Annotated in this window: 15 protein-coding genes and 1 pseudogene; 8 read left to right on the top strand and 8 right to left on the bottom strand. The window is 64.5% G+C overall.

Annotation, left to right across the window (positions count from 1 at the left end):
- Positions 1 to 140: 140 nt before the first annotated feature.
- The 5 genes from WA702_RS02490 (at position 141) to ilvC (ending at position 4,284) form a co-directional block, all read left to right on the top strand.
- The gene (locus WA702_RS02490) at positions 141 to 1,124 is read left to right on the top strand and encodes a threonine dehydratase (RefSeq protein WP_425108943.1); all 984 of its coding nucleotides are present in this window, start codon (positions 141 to 143) and stop codon (positions 1,122 to 1,124) included.
- Between the two features lie 144 nt (positions 1,125 to 1,268).
- A complete protein-coding gene (gene ilvN, locus WA702_RS02495; protein ID WP_425108944.1) occupies positions 1,269 to 1,811 on the top strand; it encodes an acetolactate synthase small subunit in 543 nt (180 codons plus the stop codon).
- Between the two features lie 2 nt (positions 1,812 to 1,813).
- Positions 1,814 to 2,503 (top strand): class I SAM-dependent methyltransferase, encoded by a 690-nt coding sequence (locus WA702_RS02500; protein WP_425108945.1) that lies wholly within the window; start codon positions 1,814 to 1,816, stop codon positions 2,501 to 2,503.
- Positions 2,504 to 2,509: 6 nt separating this feature from the next.
- Complete coding sequence (locus tag WA702_RS02505) at positions 2,510 to 3,112, top strand: LysE family translocator (protein WP_425108946.1); 603 nt, start codon at positions 2,510 to 2,512, stop codon at positions 3,110 to 3,112.
- Between the two features lie 152 nt (positions 3,113 to 3,264).
- On the top strand, positions 3,265 to 4,284 hold the full coding sequence (gene ilvC, locus WA702_RS02510; RefSeq protein WP_425108947.1) for a ketol-acid reductoisomerase: 1,020 nt from the start codon (positions 3,265 to 3,267) through the stop codon (positions 4,282 to 4,284).
- 214 nt (positions 4,285 to 4,498) lie between these two features.
- Here ilvC and WA702_RS02515 read toward each other — a convergent pair whose 3' ends face one another.
- Positions 4,499 to 5,605 (bottom strand): DUF2336 domain-containing protein, encoded by a 1,107-nt coding sequence (locus tag WA702_RS02515; RefSeq protein ID WP_425108948.1) that lies wholly within the window; start codon positions 5,603 to 5,605, stop codon positions 4,499 to 4,501.
- Between the two features lie 482 nt (positions 5,606 to 6,087).
- On the opposite strand from WA702_RS02515, the gene WA702_RS02520 reads away from it, so the two are divergent.
- Positions 6,088 to 6,333 carry a hypothetical protein gene (locus WA702_RS02520; RefSeq protein ID WP_425108949.1) on the top strand — a complete coding sequence of 82 codons (246 nt, stop codon included), beginning with the start codon at positions 6,088 to 6,090 and terminating at the stop codon, positions 6,331 to 6,333.
- A gap of 6 nt (positions 6,334 to 6,339) precedes the next feature.
- Here the strand turns inward: WA702_RS02520 and WA702_RS02525 are convergent, their stop codons facing one another.
- On the bottom strand, positions 6,340 to 6,981 hold the full coding sequence (locus tag WA702_RS02525; RefSeq protein WP_425108950.1) for a hypothetical protein: 642 nt from the start codon (positions 6,979 to 6,981) through the stop codon (positions 6,340 to 6,342).
- Positions 6,982 to 7,093: 112 nt separating this feature from the next.
- Between WA702_RS02525 and WA702_RS02530 the strand changes: the two genes are divergently transcribed.
- Positions 7,094 to 7,753 (top strand): TetR/AcrR family transcriptional regulator, encoded by a 660-nt coding sequence (locus tag WA702_RS02530; protein WP_425108951.1) that lies wholly within the window; start codon positions 7,094 to 7,096, stop codon positions 7,751 to 7,753.
- A gap of 207 nt (positions 7,754 to 7,960) precedes the next feature.
- Here the strand turns inward: WA702_RS02530 and WA702_RS02535 are convergent, their stop codons facing one another.
- The 5 genes from WA702_RS02535 to WA702_RS02555 form a co-directional block, all read right to left on the bottom strand.
- A complete protein-coding gene (locus tag WA702_RS02535; RefSeq protein ID WP_425108952.1) occupies positions 7,961 to 9,184 on the bottom strand; it encodes an ABC transporter substrate-binding protein in 1,224 nt (407 codons plus the stop codon).
- Between the two features lie 31 nt (positions 9,185 to 9,215).
- Positions 9,216 to 10,205, bottom strand: coding sequence for a Bug family tripartite tricarboxylate transporter substrate binding protein (locus WA702_RS02540; protein ID WP_425108953.1), 990 nt, complete (start codon positions 10,203 to 10,205; stop codon positions 9,216 to 9,218).
- Positions 10,206 to 10,227: 22 nt separating this feature from the next.
- Positions 10,228 to 11,541 carry an MFS transporter gene (locus WA702_RS02545; RefSeq protein WP_425108954.1) on the bottom strand — a complete coding sequence of 438 codons (1,314 nt, stop codon included), beginning with the start codon at positions 11,539 to 11,541 and terminating at the stop codon, positions 10,228 to 10,230.
- A gap of 80 nt (positions 11,542 to 11,621) precedes the next feature.
- Positions 11,622 to 12,818, bottom strand: coding sequence for a CaiB/BaiF CoA transferase family protein (locus tag WA702_RS02550; RefSeq protein ID WP_425108955.1), 1,197 nt, complete (start codon positions 12,816 to 12,818; stop codon positions 11,622 to 11,624).
- Between the two features lie 6 nt (positions 12,819 to 12,824).
- Complete coding sequence (locus WA702_RS02555; protein WP_425108956.1) at positions 12,825 to 13,727, bottom strand: IclR family transcriptional regulator; 903 nt, start codon at positions 13,725 to 13,727, stop codon at positions 12,825 to 12,827.
- Positions 13,728 to 13,928: 201 nt separating this feature from the next.
- On the opposite strand from WA702_RS02555, the gene WA702_RS02560 reads away from it, so the two are divergent.
- Positions 13,929 to 14,324 (top strand): rhodanese-like domain-containing protein, encoded by a 396-nt coding sequence (locus WA702_RS02560; RefSeq protein WP_425108957.1) that lies wholly within the window; start codon positions 13,929 to 13,931, stop codon positions 14,322 to 14,324.
- 2 nt (positions 14,325 to 14,326) lie between these two features.
- Here WA702_RS02560 and WA702_RS02565 read toward each other — a convergent pair.
- A pseudogene (locus tag WA702_RS02565) lies at positions 14,327 to 14,501 on the bottom strand (MFS transporter); the annotation flags it as partial.

Consider the following 14,501-nt stretch of genomic DNA (forward strand, 5'->3'; position numbering starts at 1 on the left):
ATCCGGGTGAGGGGGTACAGGTCTCACGAGGCAGACCGCTCGTGCGGCTGCCCCTCACCCCAACCCTCTCCCCGTAAGAACGGGGCGAGGGAGTGCCGTTGCGCTCGTGGTCGCTTCTGTCATTCACAAGAGGCTGGCAAATGTTCAATCTAGCTGACCTCGAACAGGCCCACGCCCTCGTCGCCTCCGCCGTGCCGCCGACGCCTGCACATGCCTGGCCGTTGCTCGCGCAGCGGCTCGGCACCCATGTCGTGGTCAAGCATGAGAACCATACGCCGGCTGGCGCCTTCAAGGTGCGCGGTGGGCTGACTTACGTTGATCATGTGAAGCTAGCGTATCCCGAGACGCGCGGACTGATCTCGGCGACGCGCGGTAACCACGGCCAGAGCATCGCTTTCGCCGGCCGCCGCCACGGCCTGCCGGTCACGATCTACGTGCCCCGGGGCAACTCGGTCGAAAAGAACCGCGCGATGGCGGCGTTCGGTGCTGATCTGGTCGAATACGGCAATGACTTCCAGGAAGCGCGGGAAGAGGCCGGTAGGCGCGCCGTCCGCGATGGCCTGCATATGGTGCCGTCGTTTCATCCGCACCTGGTGCTAGGCGTTGCGACCTACGCGCTCGAGCTGTTTCGCGCTGCATCCGGTCTCGATGTGCTCTATGTACCGATCGGGCAGGGCTCAGGCATCTGCGGCTGCATCATGGCGCGCGACCTGTTGGGATTGAAGACCGAAATCGTCGGCGTGCAATCGTCCCTGGCGCCGTCCTATGCGCTGTCATTCGCGGCGCGGACCGTGGTCAATACAAACAGCGCCGATACGCTTGCCGACGGCATGGCGACCCGCAGCCCGGATCCGGATGCGCTCGCGATCATCCTGAAAGGCGCATCGCGCATCGTGCAGGTCAGCGACGACGAAATCGCCGCCGCGATCCGCGCCTACTGGACCGATACGCACAACCTCGCCGAAGGCGCCGGCGCCGCGCCGCTCGCGGCCGCGCTGCACGAGAAGACGAAACTCGCCGGCAAGCGCGTCGGTCTCGTGCTCAGCGGCGGCAATATCGATTTCGATCTGTTCAGGACTTGGGTCATGCAGAGCGCGGCGGTCGAGAAGGCGGTTGTGTCATGAGTTCACTCCTGCGCAACAAACACAGTGTCATCGCCCGGCTTGACTGGGAGATCCAGTGCGCTGCGGCCGTTGTGTTTCTAACGACTGCTGGTGGGTACTGGATGCCCGCCTTCGCGGGTATGACGAGAGAATAAGAGGAAACCAATGGCACAGCCTGCATCGGCCTATTTCATCGAGGACCGCCAGGATCCGACCGAGACCCACACGCTGTCGATCCTGGTGCAGAACGAGCCCGGCGTGCTCGCGCGTGTGATCGGCCTGTTCTCGGGCCGTGGCTACAACATCGAGAGCCTCACGGTCTCGGAGACTGAGAGCCAGAAGCATCTCTCGCGCATCACCATCGTCACCACGGGCACGCCGATGGTGATCGAGCAGATCAAGCATCAGCTCGACCGCATGATCCCGGTCTATCGCGTCGTCGACATGACGCTGTCGGGCCGCGCCATCGAGCGCGAGCTTGCGATGGTCAAGGTACGCGGCACCGGCGAGCACCGCGTCGAGGCGCTGCGGATGGCGGACGCGTTCCGGGCGCGGGTGATCGATGCCTCGACTGAAAGCTTTGTGTTCGAAATCACAGGCAACAGCGGCAAGATCGATCAGTTCATCGACCTGATGCGGCCGCTCGGCCTGGTCGAGGTGTCGCGCACGGGGGTCGCCGCCATCGGACGGGGATCGGAGGGGATGTAGTCATGCTGGCGCGCGACTGGTATTACAACGAGCGGAGCCGGATCGGCCTGGATAGTGTCGTCGCGTGCATCACCGATGCCGGCGAGGACGCCGACAAGCGCGCACGGTGCGCGCTGAGGATGCTGGGCGTCAAGCGCGGCTGGCGGGTCGCCGATATCGGCTGCGGCAACGGCGTGCTGGCCTGCGAGGCGGCGCTGATGGGTGCCGAGGTCGACGCCATCGACATCTCGCCGGCGATGCTGGCGCTGGCCGAGATCTACACCCGCGATCGCCGCGCCGTCGTGCGCACCCAGCCCGCGGGGCTGTTGTCGTTCGCCTACGCGCCCAATTCCTATGACCTGATCGTCAGCGAGTTCACGCTGCACCATTTGCCGGATTTCTGGAAAGCCGTGGCGCTGTCGCGCATCTTCGCCGCGCTCAAGCCGGGCGCAAGCTTCTATTTGCGCGACATCGTCTACACCGGCATGCCCGACGGCACCGAGCGCAGCATCGAGCAATGGGCCGATTTCAACATCGGGAATCACGACTTCGCGCGGGACAGCGTCGTCACCCACATGCGCGACGAGAACTCCACCTTCGCCTGGGTGATGGAGCGGATGCTGACCGAGACAGGCTTCAGCTTGCTGTCGGCCGATTATCACGCGCCGCTGCACGGCACCTATCTCGCCCAGAAGCCGGCAGAGGCTGCGTGAGCAATCATGTCGCAACAGCTGATCTCTGCATTCGTGATCTTCGCGCTGGTGATGGCGTTCACGCCCGGGCCGAACAATATAATGCTGCTGTCCTCGGGCGTCACCTATGGCTTCCGCCGCACCGTGCCGCATATGCTCGGCGTCAGCTTCGGCTTCGCCTTCATGGTCGGCGCGGTCGGGTTCGGGCTCGCCACTGTGTTCATTGCCTACCCGGTGCTGCAGTCCGTCCTGAAATATCTCGGCGCCGCCTATCTGATCTACCTTGCGGTCGTGATCGCGATGTCAGGCTCGACCAAGCCGGAAGAGAGCAGGAGCGGCCGTCCCATGAGCTTCTGGGGAGCGGCGCTGTTTCAATGGGTGAATGCCAAAGGCTGGGTGATGGTGATCGGCACCATCACGGCCTATGCGGCGATCGCGCACTTCCCCCTCAATGTCGTGCTGCAAAGCGGCATCAGCTTCGTGATGGCGGTGGGCTCGACCATCACCTGGACGTTGTTCGGGACGGCACTGCGGCCGTTGCTCAACTCCGAGCGCACGGTGCGCGCTTTCAACATCGTGATGGCGGTTTTACTACTCGCCTCGTTGTATCCCGTGTTCATGGACGCATGAAAGAGGCCGGCGTCATGCGGATTGAGGGTTTCCCTCCCGCCCTAAAATGCTTTAGACAACGCCCGGATTTTGCCGGGCGGTCATCGTCTGCGTCTCACCCGAGTTCCTGATCATCCCGCCGATTCCGGCCACCACTCGAAGAGGAAACGACTATGCGTGTTTACTACGATCGCGACGCCGATCTGAACCTGATCAAGGGCAAGAAGGTCGTCATCGTCGGCTACGGCAGCCAGGGTCATGCCCATGCGCTGAACCTGAAGGATTCCGGCGTCAAGGACGTGGCGATCGCGCTGCGCAAGGGGTCAGCCTCGGCCAAGAAGGCGGAAGCCGCCGGCTTCAAGGTGATGGAAGTCGCCGAGGCCGCCAAGTGGGGCGACCTGGTGATGATGCTCACCCCCGACGAGTTGCAGGGCGACATCTATCGCGAGCACCTCGCAGACAACATGAAGAAGGGCGCGGCGCTGGTGTTCGCCCACGGCCTCAACGTGCACTTCAATCTGCTCGATCCGCGTCCCGACCTCGACGTGCTGATGATCGCGCCGAAGGGCCCTGGCCACACCGTGCGCTCGGAATATCAGCGCGGTGGCGGTGTGCCCTGCCTGATCGCGATCGCCAAGGATTCGTCGGGCAACGCCCATGACCTCGGCCTGTCCTACGCGTCGGCGATCGGCGGCGGCCGCGCCGGCATTATCGAGACCACCTTCAAGGAAGAGTGCGAGACCGACCTGTTCGGCGAGCAGGTGGTGCTCTGCGGCGGCCTGGTCGAGCTGATCAAGGGCGGCTACGAGACGCTGGTCGAGGCCGGCTACGCGCCGGAGATGGCCTATTTCGAGTGCCTCCACGAGGTGAAGCTGATCGTCGACCTGATCTATGAAGGCGGCATCGCCAACATGAACTACTCGATCTCCAACACCGCCGAATATGGCGAGTACGTCACCGGCCCGCGCATCGTCACGGCCGAGACCAAGAAGGAGATGAAGAAGGTGCTCGACGACATCCAGTCCGGCCGCTTCGCGCGCGACTGGATGCTGGAGAACAAGGTCAACCAGTCCTCGTTCAAGGCCACCCGCGCCAAGCTCGCCCAGCACCCGATCGAGCAGGTCGGCGAAAAGCTTCGCGACATGATGCCGTGGATCAAGAAGGGCGCGCTGGTCGACAAGAGCAAGAACTGACACGTACGGCAATGACGGCACCCTCTCCCCTTGTGGGAGAGGGTGGATCGCCGACGCGACAGCGGCGGCGAGCCGGGCTCGGGGTTTGTCTCCGCGGATAGAGACCCCTCACCCGCCTTCGATGCTCCGCATCTCCGACACCCTCTCCCACAAGGGGAGAGGGTGCACCTTTGTCTGATCTACTGTTGAGCGTGGCAACTACGCGCCACGCCGGTCACTTCCCGATCTTGTTGTGCACCATCCAGAAACGCAGCGTACGCTGGGCGGTATCGAGTGACAGCCGGGCGTAGTCCTTCTCGGCGAGCTTGAGCGTGCCGGTGTCGATACCGTGCTTGATCGGGCGGTGATAGAGGATCTTCTCCACGGTCGACCATTTCAGTCCCGCCGATTTGCAGGGGATCAGCACCAGGTCGGCACGCGGGCCTTCCAGCACCTTGGCGATCGTGGCGGTCGGCACGCTGTTGAGCAGGCCGAGGCCTGCTGCGATCTCGGAAAAGCGCTTGGCCTCGGCGAACCACACCAGCGAGGCGTCGTTCAGCTCGTTCAATCCCTTCATGCGCTTCACCGCCTCTTCGGCCGCGGTGAAGTCGCGGCCCGAGAGGCCGTCGCCGCGGGCAGCGTCGGCGAAGGTCTTCAGGACCCGCGTGATCTCGTCCCGCAGGTGCTGCGGGGCGTCCGCCAGCAGCCGGATACGCACCGCATCGGTCGCGCGCCGCAGCAACTCGCGCAGATGCGTGACCGGCAGGTCGACCCGCATGCCGAGGATTTGGGTCAGCTCGTCGTCGGCCTCGGCGCGCACCACCATCCCTGAATAGCCGGTTTCGGAGAAGCGGGCGGTGGTGTTGCCGGCGAGCTTGCGGATGACGCGGTTTTCGCCGCGGTCGACGATGATATCGGTGACGGCTTCGGTCAAATTGGCGCGGCCGGAGAGCGCCATCAGGTGCTCCTGGCCCTTGGTCGTTGCGACCTCGACCAGCGTGCTCTCGCTCACGCGGCTGGAATGGGTGAGCACGTCGCCGGCGACCGCGATCTCATCGTCGTGGGCCAGCCGCTGAATGAGCTCGACCGGTGCGTAGTCGATGCCCGACAGGCATCTGCTGAGCTCGGCCCGGGCGCGGGTCTCGACCCGCGCCACCAGCATGCACAGCACATCATCGAAGACCCTGATCTGCTCCTCGGTGAGGTGCTCGCCGCCATTCAGGAACAGGCTGGCGACCTCGCGAAGTGTGTTGACGCGCCGCTCGGGGGAGCCGCTGCGGACTGCATCCTCGAGTTCGGAGATGACCGAGTGTTCTGGTTGGAGCTGTTCTGGCTTCTGCACGTCTCGCGCTCGTTCGGATCCGGAATCCTTGCACGCGGGCAGTAGCAGGTCCGGTTCTCGCCGCATGCTCGTTGCCTGCAAGGCTTTCCCATCGGCGATAAAAATGTGTTAGGTCGGCCGCCCGTAGAACTCCGGGGCTTGGAGTGGAGACGAAAAATTAAGTTTGGTTCGATAGCAGTGAAGCTGGGCGAGAGCCCGATGCCCGCGACACCACGACGGATGGCAATCTGATCGCTCCGCTTGTGGATTTCGGCGCATTGGCTAATGCCGAAAGGCCAGCGCCTTCAGTCGGTAAGGGCCGCAAGCTGATTCAGATCCGGCGATCCTGTCCATCTCGCATCATCTCGCAAGCCATCAAGAATGGTATTTTAATGTACATTCTTGAGCTGCCCCTGGTGCTGTCGTAGCGCTTGCTGGACGATCCGCGCTACCCATTACATTCCAACCGTTGCCTGGTTTTCGGCCGGCACGTACGAGGTGTGATGACGACGATAGGGAAGAACCGAGTCGAGCTGGCGCAGCTGGTAGAAGAGGCGATCCGCGAGCAGCCCGGCTGCGAGACCGCGCGGGTGCCCAACGTTCAGGAGCTGCCGCATGTGCGCGAGGGCCGTAATTGGGAGATCCCCAACGTCATCCTCGGCGACAGCCTAATCAGCGACGTCGACCGCGCCGTGATGACGGTGCACCACCGGCTCGGTCGCATCTTCCACTTGATGGCCGATGAGTAAAGCCGGTCAGCGGATCGCAGTCGCACCCGGTCGGCTTGCTGGGGCTGTCGAGGGCGCGGTCACGAATGCGACGATCCGCAGAATGAGGGTGGCAGCAAGCGGGATCAGGAACAGGGCGTAGTTCGGCATGCCCGGGATACGCATGCCGAACGACAGGCTAAACTGCGCCAGCAGGTAATAGCCGCCGATCACATGGAGCAGCCGAAAGCCGCGCGCGCCGAGTGCCGCGGCGGTGCGGTCGAACGAGGTGACGGTCATCGCCACGATCACGGCATAACCGATGCCGCCGAACAGATAGGAGGCGAGGCTGGTGGCGGCAGTGAAGGCCACTGGATCGAGCCGCGCGAACGCCACCAGCGCCAGCGCATGCAGGCCGTGCGAGGCCGCGAAGGCCAGCCCGAACTGGCGGCGATTGCGCAACAACCACCGGGTCCAGCCATTGGGCCACAGGCCGGCGAGCGCCGCGGCCGAAAAGGCCAGGCAAAACAAAAGCAGCGAGCTGCGCGCGGTGAAGCGGACCACCATGCGCACGCCGTCGGTGTCGAAGTGCCGCATGGCCGCGAGCCACAGGCAAAGGGCAATCAGGATCAGCGCCAGCAATGAGAGGAGGCGATAGCCTTCGAACCAGTCTCGTTTGGGCATGGTCATGTCCGGTCGCTCCGAAAGTTAATGTAATCACCAATTACATTTCGGGCTGTGCTTTCGGTCAACGGTGTAATCAACGATTACATTCACGATCGGGTGATGCTAAGCTTCATTGATGTCCCGATCCGCAAAGACGACGCGCGTAAAATCGCGCCCATCGGCCGTCCAGGCCAAGCCCTATCATCATGGCGACCTCAGGCGCGTGCTGGTGGAGGCCGCACTGCGGCTGGCCGCGGACGGCGGTCCCGACGATATCAGCGTGCGAGAGGCGGCGCGGCGCGCCGGCGTCTCGCCCGGCGCGCCATTCCGGCATTTCACCAGCCGCGACGCGCTGATGACCGCGGTTGCCGAGGAGGCGCAGCGGCGCTTCAATACCGAGATCGCGGCTGCGCTGGTGGAGGCGCCTGCGGACGATCCGCTGCTGCAGTTCAGGCAGCTCGGCCGGGCGTATCTACGCTGGGCGCTGCGCAACCCGGCGCATTTCGAGATCATCTCGACCGGCCGCTATTTCGATCATGAGGGAGCGAAAGCATTGTCCGCCGACAATGGCGAGCTGATCACGATGACCGGCCGAATACTCGAAGCCGCGCAGGCGAAGGGGCAGCTCAGGCCGGTCGACCTGAAGACGGCGCTGATCACAGGCCGCGCGCTGGTCTATGGCTTCGCCCGCATGGCCATCGACGGCCATTTGCCGCGCTGGGGCGTCGCATCAGACGAGATCGAGCGCAGGGGTGATCAGGCGATCGATCTGTTTCTGGCGGGGATCGTTCGCTAGTCGTGCTGGCCGCTAACCTCTCCCCCGCTTGCGGGGAGAGGTCGGATGGCATCGAACATGACATCCGGGTGAGGGGGCACCGGTCTAACCACTCGCACCGATCGCGCGTCTGCCCCTCACCCCAACCCTCTCCCCGTAAGAACGGGGAGAGGGAGCCTACCGCTGACTGCGGGATAGGCTGGCTCATAAACTTGCATTTGATCGTACTTACTCATTCCCCGTATCCGTGATGATGCCGCCGATGTTCTGCCAGCGCTCGCCGTCGAACTGGATCATCTGCAGCTGCTTGTTGACGCGATAATCGGTCGGCGAGGTCGTGATGCTGATGCCGGGCAGCAGCATGCCGAGCGCGACATGGTCGAGCTGGGTGGCCTGCTTCAGCACATTTGCGCGCGTGAGGTCGTCGCCGCACTGCTGCAGCACTTTCACCATCAGCTCGGCGGTGATGTAGCCGTAGACGTTGAAGTTCGAGCCCTTATCACCGTCGGGGAAATACTTCTCCATGAAGGCGAGATATTCCTTCACGCCTGCATCATCCTTCCACACCGGCTCGCTGGGGTCCTTGACGTAGCCGACGCTGATCAGGCCCTTGGCGTTCTCGATGCCGGCCGGCTTCAAGGTCGCGTTCATCGAATTGGCGTTGATGTCGACGATATGGACCGGATGCCAGCCGAGCTCGGCGATCTTCTTGATCGCTTGCGCCGCCTGTTTCGGCGTCGTGGCGCTGAAGACGAGGTCGGCGCCGGCATCCTTGATCTTGAGAATCTGGGAATCGATAGTGGGATCTGACAGTTCGTAGGACACTTCCGCGACGATCATGCCGGCGGCTTTGTCGCCAAGCCCGGCCTTGAGGCCGGCGAGATAATCCTTGCCGAGGTCGTCGTTCTGGTAGAGCACGCCGACCTTGGCGTTCGGATGCTCCTTCAGGATGTATTGCCCGTAGATCCGGCCCTCGACGAAGTAGTTCGGGTTGAAGCCCATGGTCCAGGGGTAGTGCTTCGGATCGGTGAAGCGGGCTGCACCGGTGGCGGCGAACAGCTGCGGCACCTTCCTGCCGTTGAGATATTTCTCGACCGCCGCGTTCGGCGCGGTGCCGATGATCTGGAACGTCAGCAGCACCTCGTCGCTCTCGACCAGCTTGCGCACCTGCTCGACCGTCTTCGGCGGCGAGTAGGCGTCGTCATACTGGATCAGATTGATCTTGCGGCCGTTGATGCCGCCCTGGTCGTTGATCATCTTCATATAGGCGGCCTGCGCCTTGCCCACCGTCGCATAGGCCGAGGCGGGGCCGCTGAACGGCACGGTCTGGCCGATCTTGATCTCGGTGTCGCTGGCGCCGGTGTCGTATTTCTTCTCGGCAGCATTGGCTGCAACCGATAGCGCGCAGAGCAGCACTGAGGCGGCAGCGAGCGTGAAAATCCTCTCTCTCATGGCTTAGGTCCTTGGCTGTTGAAATGAAAACTCATTCGGCCTTGATGCCGACATCGTGGATCACGGCGCTCCATTTGCTGGTCTCGGCGGCAACGAAGCGGCCAAAGGCCTCGGTCGTGTCGACGCGAACGTCGAGGCCCTGCGCGAACAGCTTCTGCTTGATCTCTGCCTGACCGAGAATGCTGCCGAGCTCGCTTTCGAGCCGGTCGATGATCGGTTGCGGCGTCGCTGACGGCGCCATGAAGCCGTACCAGCCGGCGGCGACGATGTCGGGATAGCCCTGTTCGCGCAGGGTCGGCGCCTGCGGATAAATCGCGCTGCGCTCGGCCGAGGCCACGCCGAGCACGCGGAATTTGCCGCTCTGGACGTAAGGGAGAGCGGTGCTGATCGCGGTCAGCGTCGCGTCGACGCGTCCGGCGAGCAACTCGGTATAGGCCATGGAGTCGCCGCGGAACGGGATGTTGAGCCCTTTGACGCCGGCGTCGCGAAACAGCAGCTCGGCGGCCAGGGAAGGTTGCGAGCCGACGCCGGGAGAGGCGAAGGTGAGGCCCTCCGGTTTGGACTTGCCGTAGGCGATCAGCTCGTCGAGCGTCTTGAAACTCGCCTCAGCACTGATCATCAGGAAGATCGGCGCGATCACGGTGCCGGCAATGGGGCGCAGGTCCTTGCGCGAGTCGTAGCTCAGCTTTCCGAACAGCGCCTCCGCAGTGGCGTAGGGCGCGGCCGCGTAGAGCAGCGTGTAGCCATCGGGCTGCGCATGCGCCACCTGCTCATTGGCGAGCCGCGAGCCTGCGCCGGGCCGGTTCTCGACGATGAACTGCTGGCCAAGACGATGGCCGAGCTCTTCGGCCAGGATGCGCAGCGAGATGTCGCTGGCGCCGCCGGCGCCATAGGGCGAGACCAGGCGCACCAACCGCGACGGATATTTGTCCTCCGCATGGGACGCAGCCGTATGGCCCCATGCGAACGTCGCGGCGGCGCCGCCCAGCAGGGTGCGGCGCGTGACTGTCGGACCCGTCATCACTCTCCTCCTTGCCGAGCGCCTACGCCTGGAGTGCGGGGACGTTCTCTCGGGCGGCGCCGCTTTCGCGGCGCGGGAAGCGCTCGAGATCACCGTTCGGATTGATCAGGATCATCGCGAGCGCGCCGCCGGCAACGATCAAGAGGCCTGCGAACATGAAGCCGTCGCGGAAGCCTTGCGCCGGGTTGGCGCCGACATCGACGATATGTCCCATCAGCCAGGGCGCGATCAGGCCGGCCAGCGTGAAGGTGCCGTTGCAGATGCCGAGCATGGCGCCGCGCTGATGCACCGGGCTGATTTCGCCGATCAGGGGCGGAGCGAGCGCGTAGGTGACGCTGCCGACGGCGAAGGCGATCATGACCAGCGGGATTTGCGCCAGCTCGCTCTCGGATTTCGACAGCAGCAGCATCGCGGTGCCTGCCAGCATCACGCAGAAGCAGGTCAGCATGCCGCGGGACACCCGGCTGGAGACGCCGCGCGCCAGCAGCCGCTGCGAGAGGAAGCCAAGCGTCGGCGACAGGCACGCCTGCAGCAGCGGCGGCAGCATCACGATCCAGCCCGTCGCGGTCGGCGAGTAGCCGCCGGCCTTGATGAGGAAGGAGGGCAGCCAGACGACGGCCAGGGTGACGGCCCAATAGGCCGAGAAGCCCGCCAGCGTGACGCCGATGAAGGTCCGCGACGTCAGCAGCGCCGCATAGGGCACCTGTTCCAGGCCGTCGGCGCCCGCCTCGACCTGATGCGCGTCGAGCGGCCCTTCCTTGCCGAGCACAACCCAGATCGCGACCCAGACGAAGCCAGCCACGCCGAGAAAGCCGAACGCCATGTGCCAGCCAAAATCCAGGATGATCCAGGTCAGCAATGGCGCGGCAAGCCCGATGCCGAGCGGGCCGCCGATCGAGACGAAGCTGGTCGGAAAGGCGCGGCGGTCGTCCGGAAACCATTTGTAGATGGCGTGCAGCGCGACCGGGAAGGCCGGCCCTTCGCCGGCGCCGAGCACGATGCGGCTTGCGAGCAGCATCGGCAGCGACACCACGCCGAGCATCGGAAGCTGCGTCACCGCCCAGATCAATGCCATCACCGCCAGCACCAGCTTGGTCGGAACGCGGTTGACGATGAAGCCGACACCGGCGGCCGAGATCGAGAACAGCAGGAAGAAGGCGCTGCCGATCTGGCCGAACTGCCCGTTGGTGAGATGCAGGTCCTTGATGATGGGGCCCGCGGCAAGGCCGATGACCGCTTTGTCGGCGAAGTTGATCAGCATGAACAGGACCATCATGCCGACAATCAGCCATGCCCGCTGCGGATCGCCTGCTGCGCTGTCGCCTGATTGTCCCATCGTTGCCGTCCCTTGTTTTGTTCGTATCGTTGTTCGTCGGCGCATCGTTATCGTTGTTGGCGCCGACGTCGGGTTAAGTGTCAGATCACCTTCCTGCGGGCGAGCTCGTCCAGTTCGAACTCCGAGAGGCCGAGCCATCCCTGATAGACATCGCGGTTGTCCTGGCCGATGTCGCCGGCGGTGTGGCGCAGCTCGGCAGGGTCGATCGTGAAGCGCGGCACCACGTTCGACACCGCGACCGAGCCGAAGTCGCGGTCGGGCAGGCGCGTGATCATCTCGCGCGCCTTGGCTTGCGGATCCTCGGCGATCTGGTCGATCGCATAGATCGGCGCGATCGTGCCCTTTGCCTGCGTGAAGCGCGTGACCACCTTGTCGAGATCATGCTCGGCGCACCAGGCGGCGAAGATCGCGTTGAGCTCGGCCGCGTGCTGCACGCGCAGCGCATTCGAGGAGAAGCGCGGATCGTCGATCAGGTCTGGACGGTCGATCGCCCGGCAATTCGCCGCATAGAGCGCATTGGTCGAGCCGGCCAGCGTCACCCAGCGATCGTCGCGGGTGCGATAGACCGCCGCCGGCGCCGAATAGCCGTTGGCGTTGCCGATGCGGCTGCGCGAAAAACCGAGTTGGTCGTGCTCGACCGGCAGCACGTCGAGCAACCGGAAAACCGCCTCGGTCAGCGCTAGATCGATCTCCTCGCCCGGAGCGTTGGGATCACGGGCGCGCTTCCAAAGCGCAGCCAGCACGCCGAGTGCGCCAAACACGCCACCGATCGCGTCACCGATCGGGTAACCCGGGTGGGTCGGCTCGCCGTCCGCCTCGCCCGTGATGTAGGTGAGCCCGCCCATGGCCTCGAAGATGCGGGCAAAGCCCGGTCGGTCCTTGTAGGGACCGTCCTGGCCGAAGGCCGTGGCGCGCAGGATAACGAGGCGCGGCTGGATCGACCACAGCACCTCCTTAGACAGGCCCCAGCGATCGAGCGTGCCGGGGCGGAAATTCTCGATCAGCACGTCGAAGCGCGGCAGCAGCTGCTTGAACAGCACAAGGCCGTCCGGCGTGCGCAGATCGAGGGTGGCGAACTGCTTATTGCGATTTGCCGTCTTCCACCACAGCGGCTTGCCGTCCTTGAACGGCGGAAACGTGCGCACGCCATCGCCGTGGCCGGGCATCTCGATCTTGAGCACGTCGGCGCCGTAGTCCGCCAGCAGCGTCGCGGCAAACGGCGCCGCGATGATGGTGGCGATATCGAGGACCTTGAGGCCTGCAAGCGGACCGGGCATTGGTAACTATCTGTCTCCGTGGACTTCAGCGAAGCTGGCCGGCTGCGGCTCGCGCCTGATGATCACAGGTTCGTCCTCATTGATGAGAGCGCGGATGCTGCCGGCCAGCGCCCGGATGCGCGGACCGATCTCGGCCTCGAGCTGGCCGGAGTTGAGGCGAAATGCGGGGATGCCGCAGTTGATGGAGAAGGCGCGCTTGGCGCCCGGCGCATAGAACAGCGGTGCGGCCACAGCGTGGATCGAGGCCATGTATTCGCCGAAACAAGTGCAGAAGCCCTGCTCGGCACATTGCGCGAGGCCCCGGCGATAGAGCGCGCCGAAATCGGACCAGTGCTCAGCGTCCACAGCCTGCAACCGTGCGTCCAGCGCCGCACCGTCCGGAGCGGGAAGGATCGCTGCGGCAGCGCGACCCATCGCGGTCGGGGCCACCGGGATCGGCATGCCGATGTCGGGCGTGTGCGGACCGACGTCGCCGGAGCGTGCGGTCTCGACATAGACCATCGCGGTGCCGTCGAGCACGCCGATCGAGACAGTGCCACGGACGCTCTGCGCGAACTCCTGCATCAGGGGACGTGCGAGCTGCCGGAACGGCATGTCGGCGAGCAGCGGATGTGCCATGTGCAGCGCCCGAATGCCGACGCGGTATTTGGCGAGATCGCGGTCGTAATGGAGATAGCCGAGCTCGGCGAGCGTGTGCGTCAGCCGCGCTACGGTCGGCCGCGGAATGCCAGTGCGGACCGAGATTTCCATGTTGCCGAGCAGGCGGGCGTCGGCCTTGAACGCCTCCAGCACCACGAGGCCCTTCGCCAGCGTGGTGGCGAAGGCCGCATCGCCGGCGCTTTCGGCCAGCACGGCTTCAGCTGACGACAGCGAGACGAGCGACGGCTTTGGTCGGGTTAAAGGGGCCATGCTGCGAATGATGGCTCAACATATATCTCGTGTCCATTAAATTCATATATCGATAAATATTGTCCAACATGTGGACATAACTATCACTCCCTCTTGGTCATCTTACAACGCGCGACTGCGGCCGCCCGGCCGGCTATGTTCGGTCCGCCGTTCCCGCCAGGAATGCCGGCGGCCACGGACTTCAACGGTGGAGGGTTTGCGATGTCATCAAGCGTCAAGGAGATGCTGGCGGCGGCCAATGCAGCGGTGCCGAAGATCACGCCCGCGGAGGCGCGCGACATGATTGCGAAGGGCAACGTGCTCGTGGTCGACGTGCGCGATGCGCCGGAGGTCGAAAAGAGCGGCAAGGTCGCCGGTGCGATGCATGTCTCGCGCGGCATGCTCGAATTCCGCGCCGATCCGGACTCGCCCTATCACGACAAGAACTTCGCGAAGGACAAGACCGTGATCCTGTATTGCGCCTCCGGCGGGCGCTCGGCCCTGTCAGGCAAGACGCTGAAGGATCTCGGCTACGAGAAGGTCTACAATGTCGGCGCGTTCAAGGATTGGGCCGAGAGCGGCGGCGCCGTCGACAAGCCGATCGAGCCGGGCATGTGAGATCACGCTCGCCGCGTTGTCCGCAGTGCTGCGATTGCAACGAGCGCCGCGGCAAAACCTGACGCTGCGCCGACCCCGAGCGCCCAGCGCGGTCCGACATCGTCGGCTACCCAGCCGACGATCGGTGCGCCGATCGGCGTGCCGCCGAGCGCGACGCCGACCCGCAGCGCCATGACG

The organism is Bradyrhizobium sp. (assembly GCF_049798375.1).
Lineage (GTDB): Bacteria > Pseudomonadota > Alphaproteobacteria > Rhizobiales > Xanthobacteraceae > Bradyrhizobium.